16 protein-coding genes are annotated in these 18,472 nt (G+C 69.9%); 1 reads left to right on the top strand and 15 read right to left on the bottom strand.

Going from position 1 to position 18,472, the window contains the following annotated elements:
• Nucleotides 1–119: 119 nt before the first annotated feature.
• Entirely contained in the window at nt 120–1,094 is a 975-nt protein-coding gene (locus tag EBE87_RS21595) for a Bug family tripartite tricarboxylate transporter substrate binding protein (protein WP_120641160.1), read from the bottom strand.
• A gap of 194 nt (nt 1,095–1,288) precedes the next feature.
• Between EBE87_RS21595 and EBE87_RS21600 the strand changes: the two genes are divergently transcribed.
• Nucleotides 1,289–2,185: a DMT family transporter gene (locus EBE87_RS21600; protein ID WP_120641161.1), complete on the top strand. Its 897-nt coding sequence runs from the start codon at nt 1,289–1,291 to the stop codon at nt 2,183–2,185.
• Nucleotides 2,186–2,200: 15 nt separating this feature from the next.
• Here EBE87_RS21600 and EBE87_RS21605 read toward each other — a convergent pair whose 3' ends face one another.
• The 14 genes from EBE87_RS21605 to EBE87_RS21670 all read right to left on the bottom strand — a co-directional run bounded on the left by EBE87_RS21605 (nt 2,201) and on the right by EBE87_RS21670 (nt 18,397).
• Entirely contained in the window at nt 2,201–3,586 is a 1,386-nt protein-coding gene (locus EBE87_RS21605) for an L-serine ammonia-lyase (protein WP_122140116.1), read from the bottom strand.
• 98 nt (nt 3,587–3,684) lie between these two features.
• Nucleotides 3,685–5,082 (bottom strand): FAD-dependent oxidoreductase, encoded by a 1,398-nt coding sequence (locus tag EBE87_RS21610; RefSeq protein WP_120637167.1) that lies wholly within the window; start codon nt 5,080–5,082, stop codon nt 3,685–3,687.
• A complete protein-coding gene (locus EBE87_RS21615) occupies nt 5,079–5,693 on the bottom strand; it encodes a cysteine hydrolase (RefSeq protein ID WP_120637166.1) in 615 nt (204 codons plus the stop codon). Before EBE87_RS21615 ends, EBE87_RS21610 begins: the two co-directional genes overlap by 4 nt.
• Nucleotides 5,690–7,747: a hydantoinase/oxoprolinase family protein gene (locus EBE87_RS21620; RefSeq protein WP_120637165.1), complete on the bottom strand. Its 2,058-nt coding sequence runs from the start codon at nt 7,745–7,747 to the stop codon at nt 5,690–5,692. Before EBE87_RS21620 ends, EBE87_RS21615 begins: the two co-directional genes overlap by 4 nt.
• A complete protein-coding gene (locus EBE87_RS21625; protein WP_120637164.1) occupies nt 7,744–9,396 on the bottom strand; it encodes a hydantoinase B/oxoprolinase family protein in 1,653 nt (550 codons plus the stop codon). Before EBE87_RS21625 ends, EBE87_RS21620 begins: the two co-directional genes overlap by 4 nt.
• Nucleotides 9,393–10,274, bottom strand: coding sequence for an isocitrate lyase/PEP mutase family protein (locus EBE87_RS21630; RefSeq protein ID WP_120637163.1), 882 nt, complete (start codon nt 10,272–10,274; stop codon nt 9,393–9,395). The genes EBE87_RS21625 and EBE87_RS21630 overlap by 4 nt, the downstream gene beginning before the upstream one ends.
• On the bottom strand, nt 10,271–11,686 hold the full coding sequence (locus EBE87_RS21635; RefSeq protein WP_120637162.1) for an MmgE/PrpD family protein: 1,416 nt from the start codon (nt 11,684–11,686) through the stop codon (nt 10,271–10,273). Before EBE87_RS21635 ends, EBE87_RS21630 begins: the two co-directional genes overlap by 4 nt.
• 7 nt (nt 11,687–11,693) lie before the next feature.
• On the bottom strand, nt 11,694–12,398 hold the full coding sequence (locus EBE87_RS29860) for an ABC transporter ATP-binding protein (protein ID WP_233553087.1): 705 nt from the start codon (nt 12,396–12,398) through the stop codon (nt 11,694–11,696).
• Nucleotides 12,388–13,134 (bottom strand): ABC transporter ATP-binding protein, encoded by a 747-nt coding sequence (locus tag EBE87_RS29865; RefSeq protein ID WP_120637161.1) that lies wholly within the window; start codon nt 13,132–13,134, stop codon nt 12,388–12,390. Before EBE87_RS29865 ends, EBE87_RS29860 begins: the two co-directional genes overlap by 11 nt.
• Nucleotides 13,131–14,081, bottom strand: coding sequence for a branched-chain amino acid ABC transporter permease (locus tag EBE87_RS21650; RefSeq protein ID WP_120637160.1), 951 nt, complete (start codon nt 14,079–14,081; stop codon nt 13,131–13,133). Before EBE87_RS21650 ends, EBE87_RS29865 begins: the two co-directional genes overlap by 4 nt.
• A complete protein-coding gene (locus tag EBE87_RS21655) occupies nt 14,078–14,950 on the bottom strand; it encodes a branched-chain amino acid ABC transporter permease (protein WP_120637159.1) in 873 nt (290 codons plus the stop codon). Before EBE87_RS21655 ends, EBE87_RS21650 begins: the two co-directional genes overlap by 4 nt.
• 33 nt (nt 14,951–14,983) lie before the next feature.
• Nucleotides 14,984–16,192: an ABC transporter substrate-binding protein gene (locus EBE87_RS21660; protein WP_120637158.1), complete on the bottom strand. Its 1,209-nt coding sequence runs from the start codon at nt 16,190–16,192 to the stop codon at nt 14,984–14,986.
• The gene (locus EBE87_RS21665; protein ID WP_120637157.1) at nt 16,189–17,031 is read right to left on the bottom strand and encodes a GntR family transcriptional regulator; all 843 of its coding nucleotides are present in this window, start codon (nt 17,029–17,031) and stop codon (nt 16,189–16,191) included. The genes EBE87_RS21660 and EBE87_RS21665 overlap by 4 nt, the downstream gene beginning before the upstream one ends.
• Nucleotides 17,032–17,392: 361 nt before the next feature.
• Nucleotides 17,393–18,397 carry a Bug family tripartite tricarboxylate transporter substrate binding protein gene (locus EBE87_RS21670; RefSeq protein WP_120637156.1) on the bottom strand — a complete coding sequence of 335 codons (1,005 nt, stop codon included), beginning with the start codon at nt 18,395–18,397 and terminating at the stop codon, nt 17,393–17,395.
• Between the last annotated feature and the right edge of the window lie 75 nt (nt 18,398–18,472).

Below are 18,472 nucleotides of genomic sequence, written 5' to 3' on the forward strand. Positions count from 1 at the left end.
GCCGACGACATCCTCGGTGCCATACAGCGCTTCTGCCAGCGCACCCAGCAGATCGGAGGAACTACAGAATCAGGACACTAGGCGGGGGCCAGCCCTGGCCCCCGCCGCGGCACGCGCGCTCAGTCCATGCGGGCGCCGGAGAGTTCCACCATCTCCTTCCACATCGGGCGCTCGCGGTCCATGCGCGCGCGCGCCCCGGCCGGCGTGGTCGCCAGAGCCTGGCCGCCGGCCTGGAGGAAACGCTGCTGGATCGTGGGATCGGCGGCGACGCTCTGCACCGCGGCGGACAGCCGCTCCTGGACAGGCTCCGGCAGGCCGGCCGGGCCGATCAGCGTGGACCAGGCGGTCAACACGAAGTCCGGCACTCCGGCCTCTTCCATGGTGGGCACCTGCGGCATGGTCGGCCAGCGTTCCGCCGTGGTCATGCCCAGCGCCGTCATCTGCCCCTGCTGAATGATCCCGGCATAGGAGGCCAGGTTGTCGATGGCGAAGTCCACGTCGCCCGAGAGCATCGCCGGGATCACCTGCGCCGCGCTGCGGAAGGGCACATGGGTGCAGGCCACGCCCGCGCGCTTGAACAGCAGTTCCGAGCAGAGATGCGCGGATGTGCCGACGCCCGAGGTGCCATAGACCACCCCGCCCTTCTTCGCCTTGGCCCAGGCCATGAAGTCCTTCAGCGTGCGCGCGGGGACGAATTTCTCCGACACCACCGCGACATTCGGCACCTCGAAGGCCAGGGACACCGGCGTCAGGTCGCGCACCGGGTCATAGGGCATGGAGGGATAGAGGAAGGGGTTGATGAGGAAGTTGCCCACCGGCGCCGTGCCCAGCACATAGCCATCGGGGGCGGATTTCGCGACGGCATCCACGCCGATATTGCCGCCGGCGCCGGAGCGGTTCTCCACCACCACCGGCTGGCCCAGCCGCTCCCGCATGCCATCCGCCAGGATTCGCGTCAGCACATCCGTCGCGCCGCCGGCGGGATAGGGGCAGATCAGCCGGATCGGGCGGTCCGGATAGGCCTGCTGGGCCCGGGCCGTGCCAGCGAGAAGGGTGGCACCGGCGGAACCAAGCAGCATGCGGCGTGAGAACATCAGAAATCCTGCATTCATGGACATTGAACTGTGTGGAGCATCGTCGAGGCTCCACGATCCCGCCAGCAGATTCCGTGCCACCGCCGTGATCCGCCACGGGGGCGGGCTTTGCAGCACGGTGTTGTCTGGCTACTGCTACGGCGTGGCTCCCCCCATCCCGGGCGAGAAGAGCCACGAAGGGATAGAGAATCGCTATGTCTGCGTTCCAGCGCCTGGGCACCGTGCCCGCTGGCGCCACCGGCGGCATTGCCATGATGCTGCTGGGCGTGTTGCTGTTTGCCGTCAATGACACGCTCGGCAAATGGCTGGTGGGTGCCTATGCCGTCGGGCAGCTGTTGGTGGTGCGCAGCATCGCCGGGCTCTGCGTCATGGCGCCCTTCATCCGCCGCACCAGTCCCTATGCCTTCCTCCAGCCGCCGCGCCCCGGCCTGCAACTGCTGCGCGTGGTCTTCTCCTCGCTGGAAACCGCGCTCTTCTTCTGGGCACTGACCGAGCTGCCGTTGGCGGAGGTCATGACCTACTACATGGCCGGCCCGATCTACGTCACCGCCATGTCCCCCTTCCTGCTGGGCGAGCGGGTGGGCTGGCGCCGCTGGACGGCCGTGGCGGTGGGCTTCGGCGGCGTGGTGCTGGCGCTGCATCCCTCGCCCGATTCCCTCTCCTTCGGCGCGGTCTGCGCCCTCGCGGGCAGCTTCAGCTATGCCTGCTTCATGGTGGCCACCCGCAAGCTGGCCGGCACGCCGGGAACGGTGCTGATGACGCTGCAACTGCTGGCCGCGCTGGCCTTCGGCGCCGCGCTGACGCTGTTCCAGGGTTGGGCGTCGCCCACGGCCTTCGACTTCCTGCTGATGCTCTTCCTCGGTGTCGGGTCGCTCACCGGGAATCTCTGCGTCAACCAGTCGCTGCGGATCGCGCCGGCCTCGGTGGTAGTGCCCTACCAATACACGCTGATCCTCTGGGGCATGCTTTTCGGCTATGTCTTCTTCGGCGAGGTGATGGGGCCGCTGACCCTGGCCGGGGCCGCCATCATCGTCGCCGCCGGCCTCTTCATCTTCCTGCGCGAGCAGCAGCTGCGCCAGGAAGGCGGCTGACCTGCGGCGGCCGGGTCAGCACTCCACCACATTGACCGCGAGGCCGCCCAGCGAGGTTTCCTTGTACTTGTGCGACATGTCGAGGCCGGTCTGCCGCATGGTGGCGATCACCTGGTCCAGGCTGACCAGGTGGGTGCCGTCGCCATGCAGCGCCAGCCGCGCCGCATTGATCGCCTTGACCGAGGCGATGGCGTTACGCTCGATGCAGGGCACCTGAACCAGCCCGGCCACGGGGTCGCAGGTCAGGCCGAGATTGTGCTCCAGCCCGATCTCGGCGGCATTCTCCACCTGGGCATTGGTGCCGCCAAGCGCCGCCGCCAGCCCCGCCGCCGCCATGGCGCAGGCCGAGCCCACCTCCCCCTGGCAGCCCACTTCCGCGCCGGAGATCGAGGCATTGCGCTTGATGATGGCACCGATCGCCGCCGCAGCGAGCAGAAAGACCCGCACCCCCTGGGCATCGGCGCCCCGTACGAAGCGCTCATAGTAATGCAGCACCGCCGGGATGATGCCGGCGGCGCCATTGGTGGGCGCCGTCACCACCCGGCCGCCGGCGGCATTCTCCTCATTCACCGCCAGCGCCCAGAGGTTCACCCAGTCCATGGCCAGCAGCGGGTCCGCCTCGTTCCGGAGCGCCTGCGCCTCCAGCTTCCGCCGCAGCGCCGGGGCGCGGCGGCGCACGCGCAGGCCGCCGGGCAGCTCGCCCTCGCCGCGCAACCCGCGCTCGGTGCAGGCCCGCATGGCGGCCCAGATGCGCTCGATGCCGGCGTCGACATCGGCGGGGCTGCGCTGGCTAATCTCGTTGGCGTGCATCAGCCCGGCGATCGAGAGCCCGGCCGCCTCGGCGCGCGCCAGCAGGTCGGCGGCATGGGTGAAGGGGTGCGGCACCGGCGTCTCCGCCATGGCGGCCGCGGCGGCGATGGGCGCGCCTTCCTCGTCCAGGACGAAGCCGCCGCCGATGGAATAATAGACGCGCGACAGCGCCTCCCCGCCCTCCGCGATGGCGGTGATGCGCAGCGCGTTCGGGTGCCGCGGCAGCATCTCGCGGGGCAGGAAGACGATGTCGCCCGCCGGGTCGAAGGGCACTTCCCGCCCATCGTGCAGGGGCAGCCTCTGCCGCCGCCGGATCCTTTCGACCAGGGCGATGCCTTCATCGGGGTCGAGCGTCTCGGGCTGGGCGCCGGTCAGGCCGAGGATGATGGCGACATCCGTCGCATGCCCCTTGCCCGTCAGTGCGAGGGAACCGAACAGCTCCACCCGCAGCCGCGCCACGGGGACGTCCTTCAGGGTGGCCGCGAAGCTCGCGGCGGCGATCATCGGCCCCACGGTATGGGAACTGGATGGGCCCACGCCGATGCGGAACAGATCGAACAGGCCGATCCATTGATGAGCGGCTTGACCCATGCGGCTGCGCCTCCAAACCCCAGTCTATCAGATGACGCATGCGTGCCGTGCGACGCAAGCCCCGTGCCGGCGCCCTGCCCGCGTCAAGCCGCAGGCCTTCAGGCCGGCGCCGGGCCTCCGGCGGCCAAGCCAGCGATGCGCCCCAGGGCCACAGCGGTCAGCAGGCCATTGCCCGAGAGATAGCCCTCCGGCCTGCTGCCCGAGACACCGCAGGCGGCGCCGCCGGCGGCGAAGAGGTTCGGCAGCACGGACCCGTCGGGCCGTGCCACGCGTGCCTCGTCGTTGACCACCAGGCCGCCCTGCGTGTGGAACAAGGCACCCGTGACGCGCACGGCCCGGAAGGGCGGCACCAGTTGCGCGGCGCCGGCGAAGTCGCGGCCGAACTCGTCCGGCCGGCCCAGCGCCTTCAGCTCGCCGACATGCTCCAGCGTGGCCTGCAAGGCCGGCAGGGGGAGATGCGTGGCCTCGGCCAGCTCGGCGATGCTGGAGGCGGTCAGCACCACGCCCGCCGCCTCGGCCTGCCGGAAATCCTCGAACTGGCGGGCGATGCCGGCGATGCGTTCGTCGAAGATGCTCCAGGCCACGCCCTCGGGCTGGCGCAGCACGGCGGCGGCCTGTTCCGAATAGCCGTGGCTTTCATCCGAGAAGCGGCGCCCTTCCAGGTTCACCTGGATGCCGCCCTGGGTGATGGTGGCCCAGGTGATGAGAATGCCGACGGGATGCGCCACGGAGCCATGGCCCTGGTGGCCTGAAAGATGGCGCGTCGCGGCCCCCAGTGCCTCGCCCCAGAGCAGGGCGTCGCCCTGGTTGCCGGGATGTCCGAAATACAGCGCGGTAGAGAGCGAGGGCACGTGGCGGGCCACCAGATCGGGGTTGCCGCCATAGCCGTTGCAGGCCAGCACCAGCGCACCGCAGCCGACGCGTTCCTCGCTGCCATCGGGGCGGCGCAGGGCGACGCCGTGGATGCGCCCGCCGCCATCGGCGAAGAGATCCGTCACATGCGCCTCGCAGAGCATGTCGATGCCGGCGCTCTCGGCCGCCTGGCGCAGCCGGTCCACCAGCTCCTCGCCGGAGCGGCTGGGCAGGCCGTGCATGCGGCAGGCGGAATGGCCGGGGTAGCGGAAATCCGTGATGACGGAGAAATCCAGCCCATGCCGGTCCGCCAGCCATTCCAGCGCCGGGCCAATGTGGCGGGTGACGAGGTCCACCAGCGCCGGCTCCGGCTCCTGGCCCGCCTTGGCCATGATGTCGGCGGCGAAGCGGGCGGGGTCGTCGGCTTCCCCGGCGGCCTGCTGCCAGCGGGTGCCGGGCGCCGGGATCAACCCGGCGGAGAGCGCGGTGGAGCCGCGCGGTACCGCATCCCGCTCCAGCACCAGCACCCCGGCGCCGGCTTCCTGCGCGGCCAGGGCGGCGGTCAGCCCGGCCGCCCCGGCGCCGATGATCAGCACCGGCACGGTGAACTCGAAGGCGACGCCCTCCGCCGGCAGGATGCTCATGCCGCCCGCAGCTCCGCCAGGGTCTCGGCCACGGTGGCGACATGGGCGACGGGGCGCAGCGCGTTGATGGCGGTCTCATGCACCTCGGTGCTGAAGGCGGCGCAGCCGTCGGACAGCACCGTCACCTCGAATTCCCGCACATGCGCGTCCCGCACGGTGGAAGAGACGCCGCCATTGGTGACGATGCCGCAGACCAGCAGGCGGCGGATATTCGCCTTGCGCAGTACCCATTCCAGCCGGCTCATGTAGAAGGCGGAATAGGCCACCTTCTCCACGCTGAAATCGGCCGGCTGCAATTCATCCACCAGCGCATGGCCCCAGGCGCCGGGCTGGAAGTCGCCCCGGCGCAGGAAGGGGCGGATGGCCAGCAGGTGCGGCGCGATCATTGGCTCCCCGCCCCGGCCCGGCACCAGGGTGAAATGGGTGGAGACGATCCAGCCGCCGCCCGCCCGCAGCGCATCGGCCAGCGGCTTCACCCGCGCCGGCAGGGCCGCGATCTCGGCATTGCCGTGTCCGCCACGGGCATAGGCGCCATCGGGGTGGATGAAATCATTCTGCAGGTCGGCGATCAGCAGCGCGGTTTCGGTCAGGGGGACGGGATCGTGGCTCATGCGGCGCGCTCCAGGATAACATTGCCCAGCGCGTCCACCCGCGCCACCAGTCCGGGGTCCACCACGGTGGTGGCGTCCGGCTGTTCCAGGATGGCGGGGCCGGGCACCACGGCGCCGACCGGCAGGGCCAGCCGGGCATAGATGGCGGTGTCGTGCCAGCCGCCGCCGAACCAGACCGGGCGGCTGCCCTGGCGGGCGGCCTCCAGGCTGCTGCCGGCCTCAGGCGCCAGGGCCCGCAGGTCGAAGCGCGGGCGGCGGCCGATGGCGGCGGTGCGCAGGCTGACGATGCGCGCCGGCACGCCCGGCAGCAGGCGGGAGAAGCTGGCCTGATAGGCCTGCTCGAAGGCGGCGCGGACCTTGGCCTCGTCGATGCCGGTGCCGCCCTCACGCGGCTCCACCGGCAGCGGCACGGCGACGGTATGCGTCTGGCCGAGGTAATGCATGTCCAGCTCGAAGAGGATATCGACCCGCTCCATGGCGAGGCCGGCATCCTCCACCACCGCGCGGGCGGCGGCGGCCTCGGCCATCATGCGGCGGTCCAGCGCGGCGGCGTCCAGCCCTTCCAGGGCAAGGTTCACCGTCTGCACCTGGTCATGCCGGATGTCGGCGATGACGCAGCCCAGCGCGGAGGTGACGCCGGGGAAGCGCGGCACCAGCGCCGCGCGCAGCCCGACATCGCGGATCAGGGCACCCGCATGCAGCGCGCCGCCGCCGCCGAAGGGCACCGCGGCGAAACGCTCCGGGTCATGCCCGCGCTCGATGGAGACGAGGCGGATGGCGCCGGCCATATGGCCATTGGCGACGCGCAGGATGGCCTCGGCCGCCGCCATGGTATCCAGGCCCAGGGGCCGGCCGACATGCTCGTCGATGGCGGCGCGCGCCGCCTCCACATCCAGCCGCGCCAGCTTGCCGCCGATCGGCCGCTCCGCATTGATGCGGCCCAGCACCACATTGGCATCCGTCAGCGTCGGGCGGGTATTGCCCTGGCCGTAGCAGGCCGGGCCGGGGCGGGAGCCGGCGCTTTCCGGCCCCACCTGCAAAAGCCCGCCGGCATCGACGCGGGCGATGGAACCGCCGCCGGCACCGATGGTGGAGATCTCGATCATCGGCGTGCGGATGACGAGGCCGAAGTCGATGGTGGTCTGCGCCGCGATGGCCGTCTTGCCGCCCACCACCAGCGAGACATCGAAGGAGGTGCCGCCGAGGTCGCCGGTGATCACATCCGGAAAGCCCGCGGCCTCGGCGATAGCGGCGGCGGCGATGACGCCGGCCGCGGGGCCGGAGAGCGCGGTGCGCACCGGCAACCGACGGGCCGCAACAGTCGACATGACGCCGCCATTGGACTGCACGATATGGAAGCGCCCGCCAAAGCCCTCGCTCCGCAACGCATCGTCGAGCTTGCCGAGATAGCTGCCCACCACCGGCTGGAGGTAGGCGTTCAGTGCGGTGGTGGAGGTGCGCTCGAACTCCCGGATCTCGGGCAGGATCTGGGTGGAGCAGGCAATGGATTCATTGGGCCAGATCTCGGCGGCGGCGGCCAGCGCCGCCTGTTCATTGGCCGGATTGGCATAGGCATTGACGAAGACGATGGCCAGCGCCTCGGCGCCCGCCGCCAGCAGGGCGCGGGCGGCGGCGCGCACCGCCTCGGGCTCCACCGCCTCACGGATGGTGCCATTGGCCAGGGTGCGCTCGCCCACCTCCAGCCGCATGTCACGCTCCACCACCGGCACGAAATCGCCCCAGAGGCCCCAGGTGCGCAGGCGGTCGCGGCGGCGCATCTCCAGCACGTCGCGGAAGCCGCGCGTGGTGATCAGGCCGACACGGGCGCCTTTGCGCTCCAGCAGCGCATTGGTGCCGACCGTGGTGCCATGCACCACCGAGCCAAGCTCCGCCACCGGCCCGAAGCCGCGCAGGCCATCCAGGAAGCCAACGGCCTCGTCGCCACGGTTGGAGGGCACCTTGGCGGTGCGGAAGCGTCCCTCGGCCTCGTCGAAGCAGAAGAGATCGGTGAAGGTGCCGCCGACATCGACGCCGACGATGCTGCCGCCGCTCACTGCGCCGCCTCCGGCGCCAGATAGCCCAGGCGGCGGTCACGCGCCGCGGCCTCCGGGTCACGTTGCGCCGGGTCGCCCCAGCCGCCGCCGCCGGGTGTTTCCAGCCGCAAGCGGCCGCCGGCACGGAGCTGAATATCGGTGATCTTGGAAACCATGGGCGGATTATGCTCGCCGTGTTCGTCGGCCCAGGTGAAGCGGTTCAGCGCCGCTGCCTCGCCGCCCGCGACGCCAAAGGGCGCCACCTTGCCGCGCTCACCCAGCAGGGAGACGCTGGCATCGGTCAGCACCTCGATGCCATAGACGGCGCCGAGGCCACCGCGATGCTGCCCGGCGCCGCCGGAGCCGGGGCGCAGCGCCCAGTCGGTGAACATCACGGGATAGGCGGCCTCCAGAATTTCCACCGGCGGAATGGTGGCGGTGGAGATGGGGTTGTTGGCGTGGTTCAGCCCATCCGATTCCGGATTGCCGCCGAGCCCGCCACCAAAGAAGGAAAACATCACCCAGCGCGAGCCATCCGCCCGGTGCCCGGCGATGGAGAGCGCGTTGATGGTGCCGAAGGGCGCCGCCGTGGCGCGGGCTGGATCGGCCTTGGCCAGCGCGCCGAAGATGACGCCGATCAGCCGCAGCACCGTCTCGGTATAGCCCGCGACCGGGCGCGGCGGCAGGGCGCCCAGCAGGCTGCCTTCCGTGATCCTGAAGCGGATCGGCCGCAGGCAGCCGGCATTGGCCGGCACCTCCGTGAAGACATGCTTCAGCGCCACGTAGCAGCCGGCGATGGTGGTGGCGCGGGAGATATTCACCGGCCCCTGCGCCGCGCCGGCGCTGCGGCTGAAATCCAGTTCCATGCTGTCGCCGGCGATGGTCAGGTCCAGCACGATACGCAGCGGCGTGTCGTCGATGCCGTCATTGTCCAGCACATCCTCGAAGGCATAGGTGCCATCGGGCAGGGCTGCGATGGCGGCGCGCATCAATGCCTCCGCCCGGTCGGAGAAGGAGGCGAAGGCAGCGGCGAGCACCGCCTCGCCATATTCGTCCACCAGCGCGTGGAAGCGCCGCTCGCCGAGGTCGAGCGCGTTGATCTGGCCGTTCAGGTCGCCCCAGTTGGAGGTGGGCACGCGGGAATTGGCCGCCAGCAGCGCCACCACGTCCGGATCGATGCGCCCCTCGCGCATCAGCCGCATCGGCGGGATACGGATGCCTTCCTGGAAGCTCTCCGTCGCGCGTGGATTGTAGCCACCGGGCACATTGCCGCCGACATCCAGCCAATGCCCGGCCGAGGCCATCCAGCAGAACAGCACGCCGTCGCGGAAGATCGGCCGCACCAGACGGATGTCGTTGAGATGCGTGCCGCCATCATAGGGATCGTTGAAGAGGAAGGTCTCGCCCGGGCGCACGCCGCCTTCCCGCGCCACCTTGTCGATCACCGCCTTCACCGCGAAGGCCATGGCACCAACAAAGATCGGCAGGCCATTGGTGCCCTGCACCAGCGTCTCGCCGGTCTCCGCATGATAGAGGCCATGGCAGGCGTCGCGCGCCTCGGCGATGATGGGGTTGAAGGCGGAACGGTAGAGCGTCGCGTCCATCTCGTCCGCGATCTGCTCCAGCCGGCCCTTCAGGATGGCGATGGTGACGGGGTCAGGCATGGTCATGCGGCGCCGTTCCGTTCCTCGAATTCGGCATAGGCCTGACCGCGCGCCAGCATCTCCGGTGTGCCGATCAGCGCGTTCAGCGTGTTGAAGTCATGCATGCGCCCGGCGAAAGGCGCGTTGCTGCCGTGTTGCAGCAGGGAGGCATAATAGTCCTGTGCCGTGCGGGCCAGGGCGCGGACGATGCCGCCGGGGAAGATGACGATGCGGAAGCCCAGCTCGCCCAGATCGGCGGCGGAGGAAATCGGCGTGTCGCCGCCTTCCACCATATTGGCCAGCAGCGGCCGCAGCCCACCCAGCGCCGAGACCACCGCCGCGAGCTGCTCGCGCGAGCGCGGCGCCTCGACGAAGAGCACATCGGCACCCGCCTCGGCATAAAGCCGCGCGCGGTCCAGCGCGGCATCGAAGCCTTCCACCGCGACCGCATCGGTGCGGGCGATGATCAGCGTCTCCTCGCTGGCGCGGGCATCCACGGCGGCCTTGATCTTGCCCGCCATCTCGCCCGCCGTGATCAGCGACTTGCCCTGCAGGTGACCGCAGCGCTTGGGCAGCGTCTGGTCCTCGATCTGCAAGGCCGTGGCGCCCGCGCGCTCGAACAGCCGCACCGTGCGCTGGGTGTTCAGCGCGCTGCCATGGCCGTTATCGGCATCGACGATCAGCGGCACCGATACTCGGTCGCGGATATTGGCCACCGTTTCCGCCACCTCGGTCATGGTCACCAGCCCGATATCGGGCCGGCCCAGCCGCGTATAGGCGATGGCGGCGCCGGAGACATAAAGAGCCTCCGCGCCCGCCTCGGTGGCGATGCTCGCTGTCAGGGCATCGTAGATTCCAGGCGTCAGCAGCGGGCGCGGCTCGTTCAGCCTTTGCCGGAGGGTCATGCGTATTCTCCCGCCGGCGCCTGGGCCAGCAACATGTGCAAGGGCGCCGCACTGGCGGCGCCATCCATGGTCGTGACCGCCTCGGCCAGGCGCCGCGCATGGGCGCGGCCCCAGACCGGGTCGGCCAGTTCGTGGAACTTCGCGGTGATCTCCGCCGCGTCGTAAGGATCTTCCGTGTCGCCGCGGTTGGTTTCCACGGCGGCCTCGCGCATCGTCCCGTCGCGCAGCAGCACGCGCAGCCGCGCCGGGCGCAGGCCGGGCAGGCGCGCGGTCAGCGCCGGGTCCTCACGCACCACCACGCGCTCGGCCAGGGCCAGGGTCTCCGCCTCCCGCAGGGCCGGCTCACGGAAGGCAGGCACCGTGGCGGCGCCGTGCACGATGGTCGTAGCCAGCGCGAAGGGCAGCGAGAACTTGGCGGACAGCATGTTGCGCGGGCGCGGCAGGTCGAGCTGCGCCGCCCAGACATAGGTATCCACCTCGATCCGCTCGATATCCCGCGGCGCAAGCGGCCCCTGCGCCATGATGATGGCCAGCGCGTCCAGCGCGCCATGGGTGTAGCGGCAGGCGGCATGGCGCTTGAAGTAGTTGCGGGCGATCTCCCAGCGTGTGCCGAGATCTTCCGTCATGGCTTCGGGCTGGAAGTCCTCGGCGATGATGCCGCCATAGACGGCGCCGATGCCATCCGCCTCCCCCACAAAGCCGGATTGCGCCAGGTCCCAGGCCAGCAGCCCGAGCTGGTTGGAGAGGCCGGCATAGGTGTTCCGCACCGTCGCCCCTTCCAGCATCGTGCGGCGGCTGGTGGAAAGGCCGAAGGAGGAAGCGATGTTGATCACCTCCCGCATCTGCGCCGCATTGGCTCCGTGCAGATACGCCACGGCCAGCGCCGCGCCCACCGTGCCCCAGGTGCCATGCGGGTGCATGGTGACGCGCAGCTTGCTGGCGATGCCGATGCGCGAGCCGATCTCATAGCCCAGCGCCAGCGCCGCCAGCAGCCTGTCGCCACCGAAGTCGCGCCCCTGCGCCGCCGCCAGCACCGCCGGCACCACATGAATGCCAGGATGGCCGCGCGCGTACTGGTTGCCCTCGTCCAGTTCCAGCATGGTGCCGGCGGTGCCATTGGCGAAGGCGGCCGCGCCCGGCGCCAGGGAAAGGCCGCCGCCGATGGCCGGCACGGTGCCGGCCTGGGTCGCCGCCAGGCGCGGCAGCAGCGCGCGCAGCTCCGGCTCCTGCATGCCGGACGCCATGACGCCGATGCTGTCCAGCAGCACCAGCTTGGCGCGGTCGCGTGCCTCCGCCGGCAGGTCAGCGGGCCGCAGCGTGGCGGCGAAGCGGGACCACTGGTCCAGCCAGGCCGGTCCGGCCTGCCGCAGCAGCACGGATGCGGGCAGGACGCCGGGGGTGACGATGGTCATCGGAACCTCACAGGCCGAGATAAACCCGGCGCAATTCGGGATTCTCGCGCATGTCGGCGGCGGCGCCGCGCATGGCGAAGATGCCGTTTTCCAGGATGAAGGCGCGGGAGGCGATCTCCAGCGACTGCACGACATTCTGCTCCACCAGCAGGATCGGCAGCCCTGCCGCGTTCAGGCGGCGGATCAGCGCGAACATCTCCTCCACCATCAGCGGCGACAGGCCGAGCGAAGGTTCGTCCAGGATCAGCAGGCGCGGCTCGGCCATCATGCCGCGACCGATGGCCAGCATCTGCTGCTCGCCGCCCGAAAGCGTGCCGGCGAACTGCCGGCTCCGCTCCCGCAGGCGCGGGAAGGTTTCGAAGATGCGCTCGAGGTTGCTGCGGCGATTGGCCTTGCCCCGGCGATAGCTGCCGAGCTCCAGATTCTCCCGCACGCTCATGTTCGGGAAGATCTTGCGGCCCTCGGGCACATGGATCAGCCCCGCGTCGACAATGGCATCCGGCGCGGCGCGGGCGATTTCCCGGCCATCGAAGCGGATGGAACCGCTGGTGAGCGGCAGCACGCCCGAGAGCACCTTGTTCAGCGTGGTCTTGCCGACGCCGTTGGCGCCCAGAACCGCCACGATCTCGCCGGCGCCCACCGCCATGTCGAGGCCGCGCAGCACCTCCACCGGGCCGTAGCCGGCGCGCAGATCCTTGATCTCAAGCACCATGCGCCTCCTGGATGCGCGCGGCGGCACCATGGCCGAGATAAGCCTCGATCACGCGCGGATCGGCGCAGACGGCGCGCGGCTCGCCTTCGGCGATCATGCGGCCCTGGGACAGGACATAGACCTGGTCGCAGAGGTTCATCACCGCCTGCATGACATGCTCGATCATCAGGATGGTGACGCCGCTGTCGCGGATGCGGCGGATCACCGGCAGGATGTCGCGCACCTCCGAAGGGTTCAGGCCGGCCAGTACCTCGTCCAGCAACAGCAGGCGCGGTTCCGTGGCCAGGGCGCGGGCCAGTTCCAGCCGCTTGCGCCCGGCCACCGTCAGCGCCGCAGCCGGGCCGTCCAGCATGGGCGCGAGGCCGACCTCCCGCGCCACGGCCTCGGAACGCGCCAGGGCCTCGACGCGTGAGGAATGCCGCAGATAGGCGCCGACGGCGATGTTGTCGCGCACGCTGAGCCCGGCGAAGGGCTGCACGATCTGGAAGGTGCGGGCGATGCCGCGCCGGGCGCGCAGATGCGGCGCTTCCCGCGTCACATCCGTGCCGTCAAAGGTGACGCTGCCCGCCGTCGGCTCCAGGAAGCCAGAGATCAGGGCGAAGAGCGTGGTCTTGCCGGCGCCGTTGGGGCCGATCAACCCGGTGATGGCACCCTGTGGCACCGTCAGCGAAGCGGCATCCACCGCCAGCAGCCCGCCGAAGCGCTTGGAAATGCCCTGGACAACCAGAAGGCTCATGGGCGGCCTCCCTTCACCAAGCGGCGCAGCCCCATCAGCCCGCTGGGCACGAAGGCGACGGAGAGGATCAGCACGGCGCCGAAGATCACCAGGTCGATGCCGGTGATCTGGCCACCGGCGATCTTCGCCACCTCCCCCACCCCATGCAGCGCCAGCGCGCCGACCACCGGGCCGAGCACGGTGCCGAGGCCGCCGATGATGGCGGCGATCAGCACCTCCACCGAGATCCAGGTGCCGTAGGCAATGTTGGCGTCCAGATACAGGAAGTTCTGCGCGTAAAGACAGCCCGCCGCCGCCGTGATCGCCGCCGAGAGGGTGATGGCGCGCAGCTTGGTGGCCAGCACATCCACGCCCAGCGCGCGGGCGGCATCCTCATTCTCCCGCACCGCCACGAGATGCGCGCCGAAGCGGCTGCGCTCGATCCAGGCCGTCAGCAGCAGCACCAGCAGGATGCAGGCCAGCACCAGCCAGAGGAAGACGCCGCGGTCAGGGAATTGCATGTTGCCGAAGCCCGGCTGCAGCCGGATCAGCAGGCCCGCCGCGCCGCCAGTGAATTCCGCCGCATTGGCCAGGATGCGCAGCACTTCCGCGAAGGCCAGCGTCACCAGCGCGAAATACGAACCGCGCAGGCGCGCGCGGAAGCTGAGGAAGCCGATGACCCAGCCCACGGCAGCGCCGATTGCAATGCCCGCCGCCATGCCGGCCCAGGCATTGATGCCGAAGCGGATCTGCAGGATCGCGGTGACATAGGCCCCCGTGCCGAAGAAGGCGGCATGACCGAAGGAGAGTTGCCCGCCGAAGCCGGCCAGCAGGTTCCAGCCCTGGGCGCCCAGCGCGATGATCAGCGCCGAGACCAGGAAGTTCAGCAGCGTGCCGGAAGCGAAGAAGGGCAGCACCGCCAGCACGGCCACCAGCAGCACCGGCAGGGCGATTTGGCGCACCGTCATGCGCGCGCTCCGAACAACCCGGTTGGCCGCACCAGCAGCACCAGGATAAAGATCAGGAAGATGCCGAGCTGGCCGAGGCTTTCGCCCAGCAGCAGACCGCCCAGGCTTTCCACCACGCCGACAAAGAGCCCGCCCACCAGCGCGCCGGCGATCGAGCCCATGCCCCCCAGCACCACGATGGTGAAGGCCACCAGCACGAAGGCATTGCCGACGCGCGGATTGACATAGAAGGTCGGCAGCAGCAGGCAGGCCGCGATGGCCAGGCAGGCGCAGCCGATGCCGAAGGTGACCGCGAAGATATGGCGCGGGTCGATGCCCACCAGTTGCGCGCCCAGTTTCTCCTTCGCCACGGCGCGGATGGCGCGGCCGGTATCCGTGGCCGAAAGCAGCAGCCAGAGCAGCGCCGCCGTGGCCAGCGCCACCCCGAAGCCGATCAGCCTGGGCCGGGAGATCAGCATGGGGCCGAGTTCCAGCACATCGAAGGCGGTATCGGCGCCCAGCGAGCGCGTATCGGACTTGAAGGCCGCCAGCATTAGGTTTTCCAACACAATGGAAAGTCCCAGCGTCACCAGCAGCGTGTTCCGGTCCTCCCCATGGCTGGAAGGGCCGATGATGAAGCGCTGCAAGCCATAGCCGAAGGCAAAGAAAATCAGCGCAAGCGGCAGGATGGCCCAGTAGGGGTCGATCCCCAGCCACAGGTTCAGGCCGAGCACGGCGAACATGGCGCAGGTCAGCAGCGCGCCATGGGCGAAATTGACGATGTGCAGCACGCCATAGACCAGGGTGAGGCCCAGCGCGACCAGGGCATAGGTCGCGCCGCTCATCAGCCCGTTCACCACGGCTTCGGCGACAATCTCGGGGGCGTACATGCGCGCTGCCTCAGCGGGGCCTCGTTGCGCCGCTCATCCCTGCACCGGGAAGACGGGCTTCGCATCCGCCACCTCTTCCGGAAAGATCACCTTGATGTCCTCGCCCTGCACCTGGGTATTCACCGGGCGCGCGCCTTGGTTCTGCCCCTGCACGAATTTCGTGAGGCCATAGGGCATGATGTGGCCGGTGAAGTCGCTGGCGGCGAGCGCCTGGGTCAGCTTGGCGCGGTCGGCGCTGCCGGCGCGCTGGATGGCGTCGGCCACCAGCTTCACGCAAGAATAGTTCAGCGGGATGTTGTAGGCCCAGAACTTGCCGGACTCCTCGACCGATTTCTTCAGTGCCAGCGCCTCGGCATTCTTCGGGTCGTGCCAGTGGTTGCAGTCCATGACATTCAGCGCCGCGTCGGGGAATTCCTTGACGAAGCGGAAGTTGGAGGCTGCGCCGTTCAGCACGGCATAGATGCCCTTGGGCCGGATGCGCTGCTGCCGCATGGTGCGCGCCAGCAGCACGAACTCGCCATAATAGCTGGAAGGAATCACAAGGTCTGGCCGCAGGGAGCGGATGCGCAGCGCTACGTTGGACATGTCCCGTGCCGGCGTCGGATGGGCAATGGTCTCCAGGATCTCGAAGCCATGCTTCGGCAGTTCCGTCTGCATCAACTTGGCGAGGCCGGAGCCGAAGAGCCCGTCCTCATGCACCAGCACAACGGTCTTGCAGGGCTTGCCGGCGGCTTCGTTCAGCTTGGCCAGGTTCTGCAGCGCCGTGCCCGTCACCTGCCCGAATCCGGGGGCGAAGCGGAAGGTATTCGTCAGACCGCGCTGTGTGATCTGGTCCGACACGCCGACATCAACGACATAGGGGAGGTCATAGCGCGCGGCGGCCTGGCTGGCGGCGAGGCAGACCGGGCTGGCGAAGCCGCCCACGATGGCGGCGACGCCTTCCGCCTGCAGCTTCTCCACTTCCTGCGCCGCGGCCTCGGGGTTGGAGCGGGCATCGGCCACGACCAGTTCCAGCTTGGCGCCGCCCAGGGCCTGGATACCACCGGCCTTGTTGATGGCCGCCGCCGCGGCCTCGGCGCCGATGCGGCCTAGTTCACCATCCTGTGCCAGCGCCCCGGTCAGGGGCTGCAGGATGCCGAGCTTCACCACGGCCGGCTGCGCCCGCAGGATGCGCGGCATGGCCAGGCCGGCCAGAGCGACGCCGGCGCCCAAGGCGGCACGGCGGGAAATCGGATCGGTCATGGAGAGTTCCTCTTGTCGCGCAATGGCCGCACTGGTTTGGCGTTTTCGCCTGTTGTTGCCGCCTCGGCCGCCGCCGGGGGTGGAAGCGGGCTCCAGCGGCGTTCGCCCTGAGCGCCGGTTCGCTGGAGCTGCATCTCGAAGGTGAAGCGGTCCGGCCGGTACAGCGCGTGCAGATGCTCCACCGCGCCCCCCGCCTCGTCCTCGACCACGCGGGTCAGCGAGAGCAGCGGCGCGCCCATCTCCAGTTGCAGCAGCCCGGCCACGTCGGGCCCGGCGAGCGTCGCGCTGATGCTCTGCCGCGCGCGGCCAATCACCACGCCGGAGCGTTCCAGCAGGGCTAGCAAGGGCTGGCGGGCGAGATCCGCCTCGGAATAGGTCTGGCCGACCCGCTCCGGCACATGCGTCGTCAGATAGGAAAAGGGCGCGTCGCCGATCATGCGCACGCGCACGGCGCGCTGGGCCTTCTCACCGGGCGCGAGGCCCAGCGCGGCGGCCACCGGCGCCGCCGGCACCGCATAGCCGAAGGACAGCAGCCGCACCTCCGTGCAACGCCCCATTTCCTTCAGATGCGAGAAAACGTCGGAAAAGTTCAGAACCGTGGAGCCGAGTGGCGCTGTCGCGCAGACAAAGGTGCCGACGCCTGGCCGGCGCTCCAGCATCTTCTCGGCCACCAGCTGGTCCAGGGCCCGGCGGATGGTGACGCGGGAGACGCCATGGGTCGCCGCCAAGTCCGGCTCGCCCGGCAGGCGCTCCCCCGCCGCCAGCACACCGCTGCTGATGCGGTCGCGCAGCAGCAGGTAGATGCGGCGTGCCTTGAAAGGCTCGACGGCGGCGTCCAAACGCGTCCTCCCCTTCCCCGGCCGGAGCCGTGCTGTCTGGTCTCTAAGGCCACTTCCTGTCTAGCCTAAAGGACAGGAGTATCGCGTCAATGGTTTTCGTCGGCGGTGGAGCAGGCGGATGCCACCGCAGGATGTTCCGGTTGCACCTGTCATTCCGCGGCTTCTGGGCAGGCTGGCATCTTTGGACAGCGGGCTCCAGTGCCAAGACACTGCAAGGCCAGTGCCGCCACGCGGCTGATCTCTGGCATCACCATGAATCCGCGTGCTCTTCCTGGCCTGCTGCATCGGGCAGGCCATGCGCCGCGTAGGCCGATCCGCGCCGGGGCGGTAGCGCAGCCCGGCCCTGGCACAACGGCTCACCTTAGCCGAGTTCTATCTTGGCCTCGCGCACCAGCTTTTCCGCCTCCACCCGGCCCTCTTGCAGGAACCGGGCGAAATCCGCCGGGGTGCTGCCGATCGGCTCGGCGCCTAGCTGCGCCAGCCGGGAAAGCACCTCGGGGTCCCGCAGCACATCGGCCAGGGCGGCCTGTACGCGGTTCACGAGATCGGCCGGCGTGCCGGCGGGGGCGAAAAGCCCGGTCCATTCATCCAGCGCGGTGTTCGGGTAGGTTTCGGACAGCGTCGGGACATCCGGCTGCAGGGCCGTGCGGGTGGGGCTGGCCACGGCCAGCAGCCGGGCACGCCCGGATTGCGCCAGCGGCGCCACCGAGAGCAACGCCACGAAGACCGCGTCCAGCGTGCCGGAAGCAAGGTCCCGCGACGCCTCGGCGCCGCCGCGATAGGGCGTGTCGTTCAACTGGATGCCGGCACGCAGTTGCAGCAGTGCACTGGCCAGATGCGCGGCGGTAGCATTGCCGGCATGGCCACAGCTGACCTGGCCCGGCGCCGCCTTGGCCATGGCCACGAAGCCGGCCAGGTCGCGCGCGGGGGAATCTGCCTTCACCGCCAGCGCCAGGGGAATGCGCGTCACCTGGGAGATGGGCGTGAAGGCGGTGCGGTAGTCCAGCGGCAGGCCGCGCAGCACCAGCGGATTGACCAGATGCACGATGGTGTCGAGCAGCAGCGTATTGCCATCCGGTCGTGCCTGCGCCGCCGCTGCCGCGCCGATGGAGCCGCCGCCGCCCGAGCGGTTCTCCACCACGATGGACCGGCCCAGCACGGCGGAAAGCTTGTCACTCATGGCACGGGCGGAGCTGTCGGTGGCGCCGCCCGGCGCGAAAGGCACGATCAGGCGGATGGAGCCCGAGCCCTGCGCCCGGCTGGCGGGAATCAGGCCGGGCATGGCCAGCGGCAGCAACGCGGCGCCGGTGAGCACAGCGCGACGGCGCAGGGTGGCGGGTGTCGCGGGCGGCGGCTTGTCGGGCATGGCTCGTTTCCTTTTGGCGGTCGCTGTTCCGCGTGTTCTGCCGGCATCATGCTAGCGCCGCCGCGCCGGGCGCTC

Origin of the sequence: Teichococcus wenyumeiae (genome assembly GCF_003696345.1) — a bacterium.
Taxonomy (GTDB): domain Bacteria; phylum Pseudomonadota; class Alphaproteobacteria; order Acetobacterales; family Acetobacteraceae; genus Pseudoroseomonas; species Pseudoroseomonas wenyumeiae.

What these genes read in the sequence shown, in the direction of transcription:
- EBE87_RS21595 (WP_120641160.1), bottom strand. Translation starts at nt 1,094, where the DNA reads ATGTTCTCACGCCGCATGCTGCTTGGTTCCGCCGGTGCCACCCTTCTC.
- EBE87_RS21600 (WP_120641161.1), top strand. Translation starts at nt 1,289, where the DNA reads ATGTCTGCGTTCCAGCGCCTGGGCACCGTGCCCGCTGGCGCCACCGGC.
- EBE87_RS21605 (WP_122140116.1), bottom strand. Translation starts at nt 3,586, where the DNA reads ATGGGTCAAGCCGCTCATCAATGGATCGGCCTGTTCGATCTGTTCCGC.
- EBE87_RS21610 (WP_120637167.1), bottom strand. Translation starts at nt 5,082, where the DNA reads ATGAGCATCCTGCCGGCGGAGGGCGTCGCCTTCGAGTTCACCGTGCCG.
- EBE87_RS21615 (WP_120637166.1), bottom strand. Translation starts at nt 5,693, where the DNA reads ATGAGCCACGATCCCGTCCCCCTGACCGAAACCGCGCTGCTGATCGCC.
- EBE87_RS21625 (WP_120637164.1), bottom strand. Translation starts at nt 9,396, where the DNA reads ATGACCATGCCTGACCCCGTCACCATCGCCATCCTGAAGGGCCGGCTG.
- EBE87_RS21630 (WP_120637163.1), bottom strand. Translation starts at nt 10,274, where the DNA reads ATGACCCTCCGGCAAAGGCTGAACGAGCCGCGCCCGCTGCTGACGCCT.
- EBE87_RS21635 (WP_120637162.1), bottom strand. Translation starts at nt 11,686, where the DNA reads ATGACCATCGTCACCCCCGGCGTCCTGCCCGCATCCGTGCTGCTGCGG.
- EBE87_RS29860 (WP_233553087.1), bottom strand. Translation starts at nt 12,398, where the DNA reads ATGGTGCTTGAGATCAAGGATCTGCGCGCCGGCTACGGCCCGGTGGAG.
- EBE87_RS29865 (WP_120637161.1), bottom strand. Translation starts at nt 13,134, where the DNA reads ATGAGCCTTCTGGTTGTCCAGGGCATTTCCAAGCGCTTCGGCGGGCTG.
- EBE87_RS21650 (WP_120637160.1), bottom strand. Translation starts at nt 14,081, where the DNA reads ATGACGGTGCGCCAAATCGCCCTGCCGGTGCTGCTGGTGGCCGTGCTG.
- EBE87_RS21655 (WP_120637159.1), bottom strand. Translation starts at nt 14,950, where the DNA reads ATGTACGCCCCCGAGATTGTCGCCGAAGCCGTGGTGAACGGGCTGATG.
- EBE87_RS21660 (WP_120637158.1), bottom strand. Translation starts at nt 16,192, where the DNA reads ATGACCGATCCGATTTCCCGCCGTGCCGCCTTGGGCGCCGGCGTCGCT.
- EBE87_RS21670 (WP_120637156.1), bottom strand. Translation starts at nt 18,397, where the DNA reads ATGCCCGACAAGCCGCCGCCCGCGACACCCGCCACCCTGCGCCGTCGC.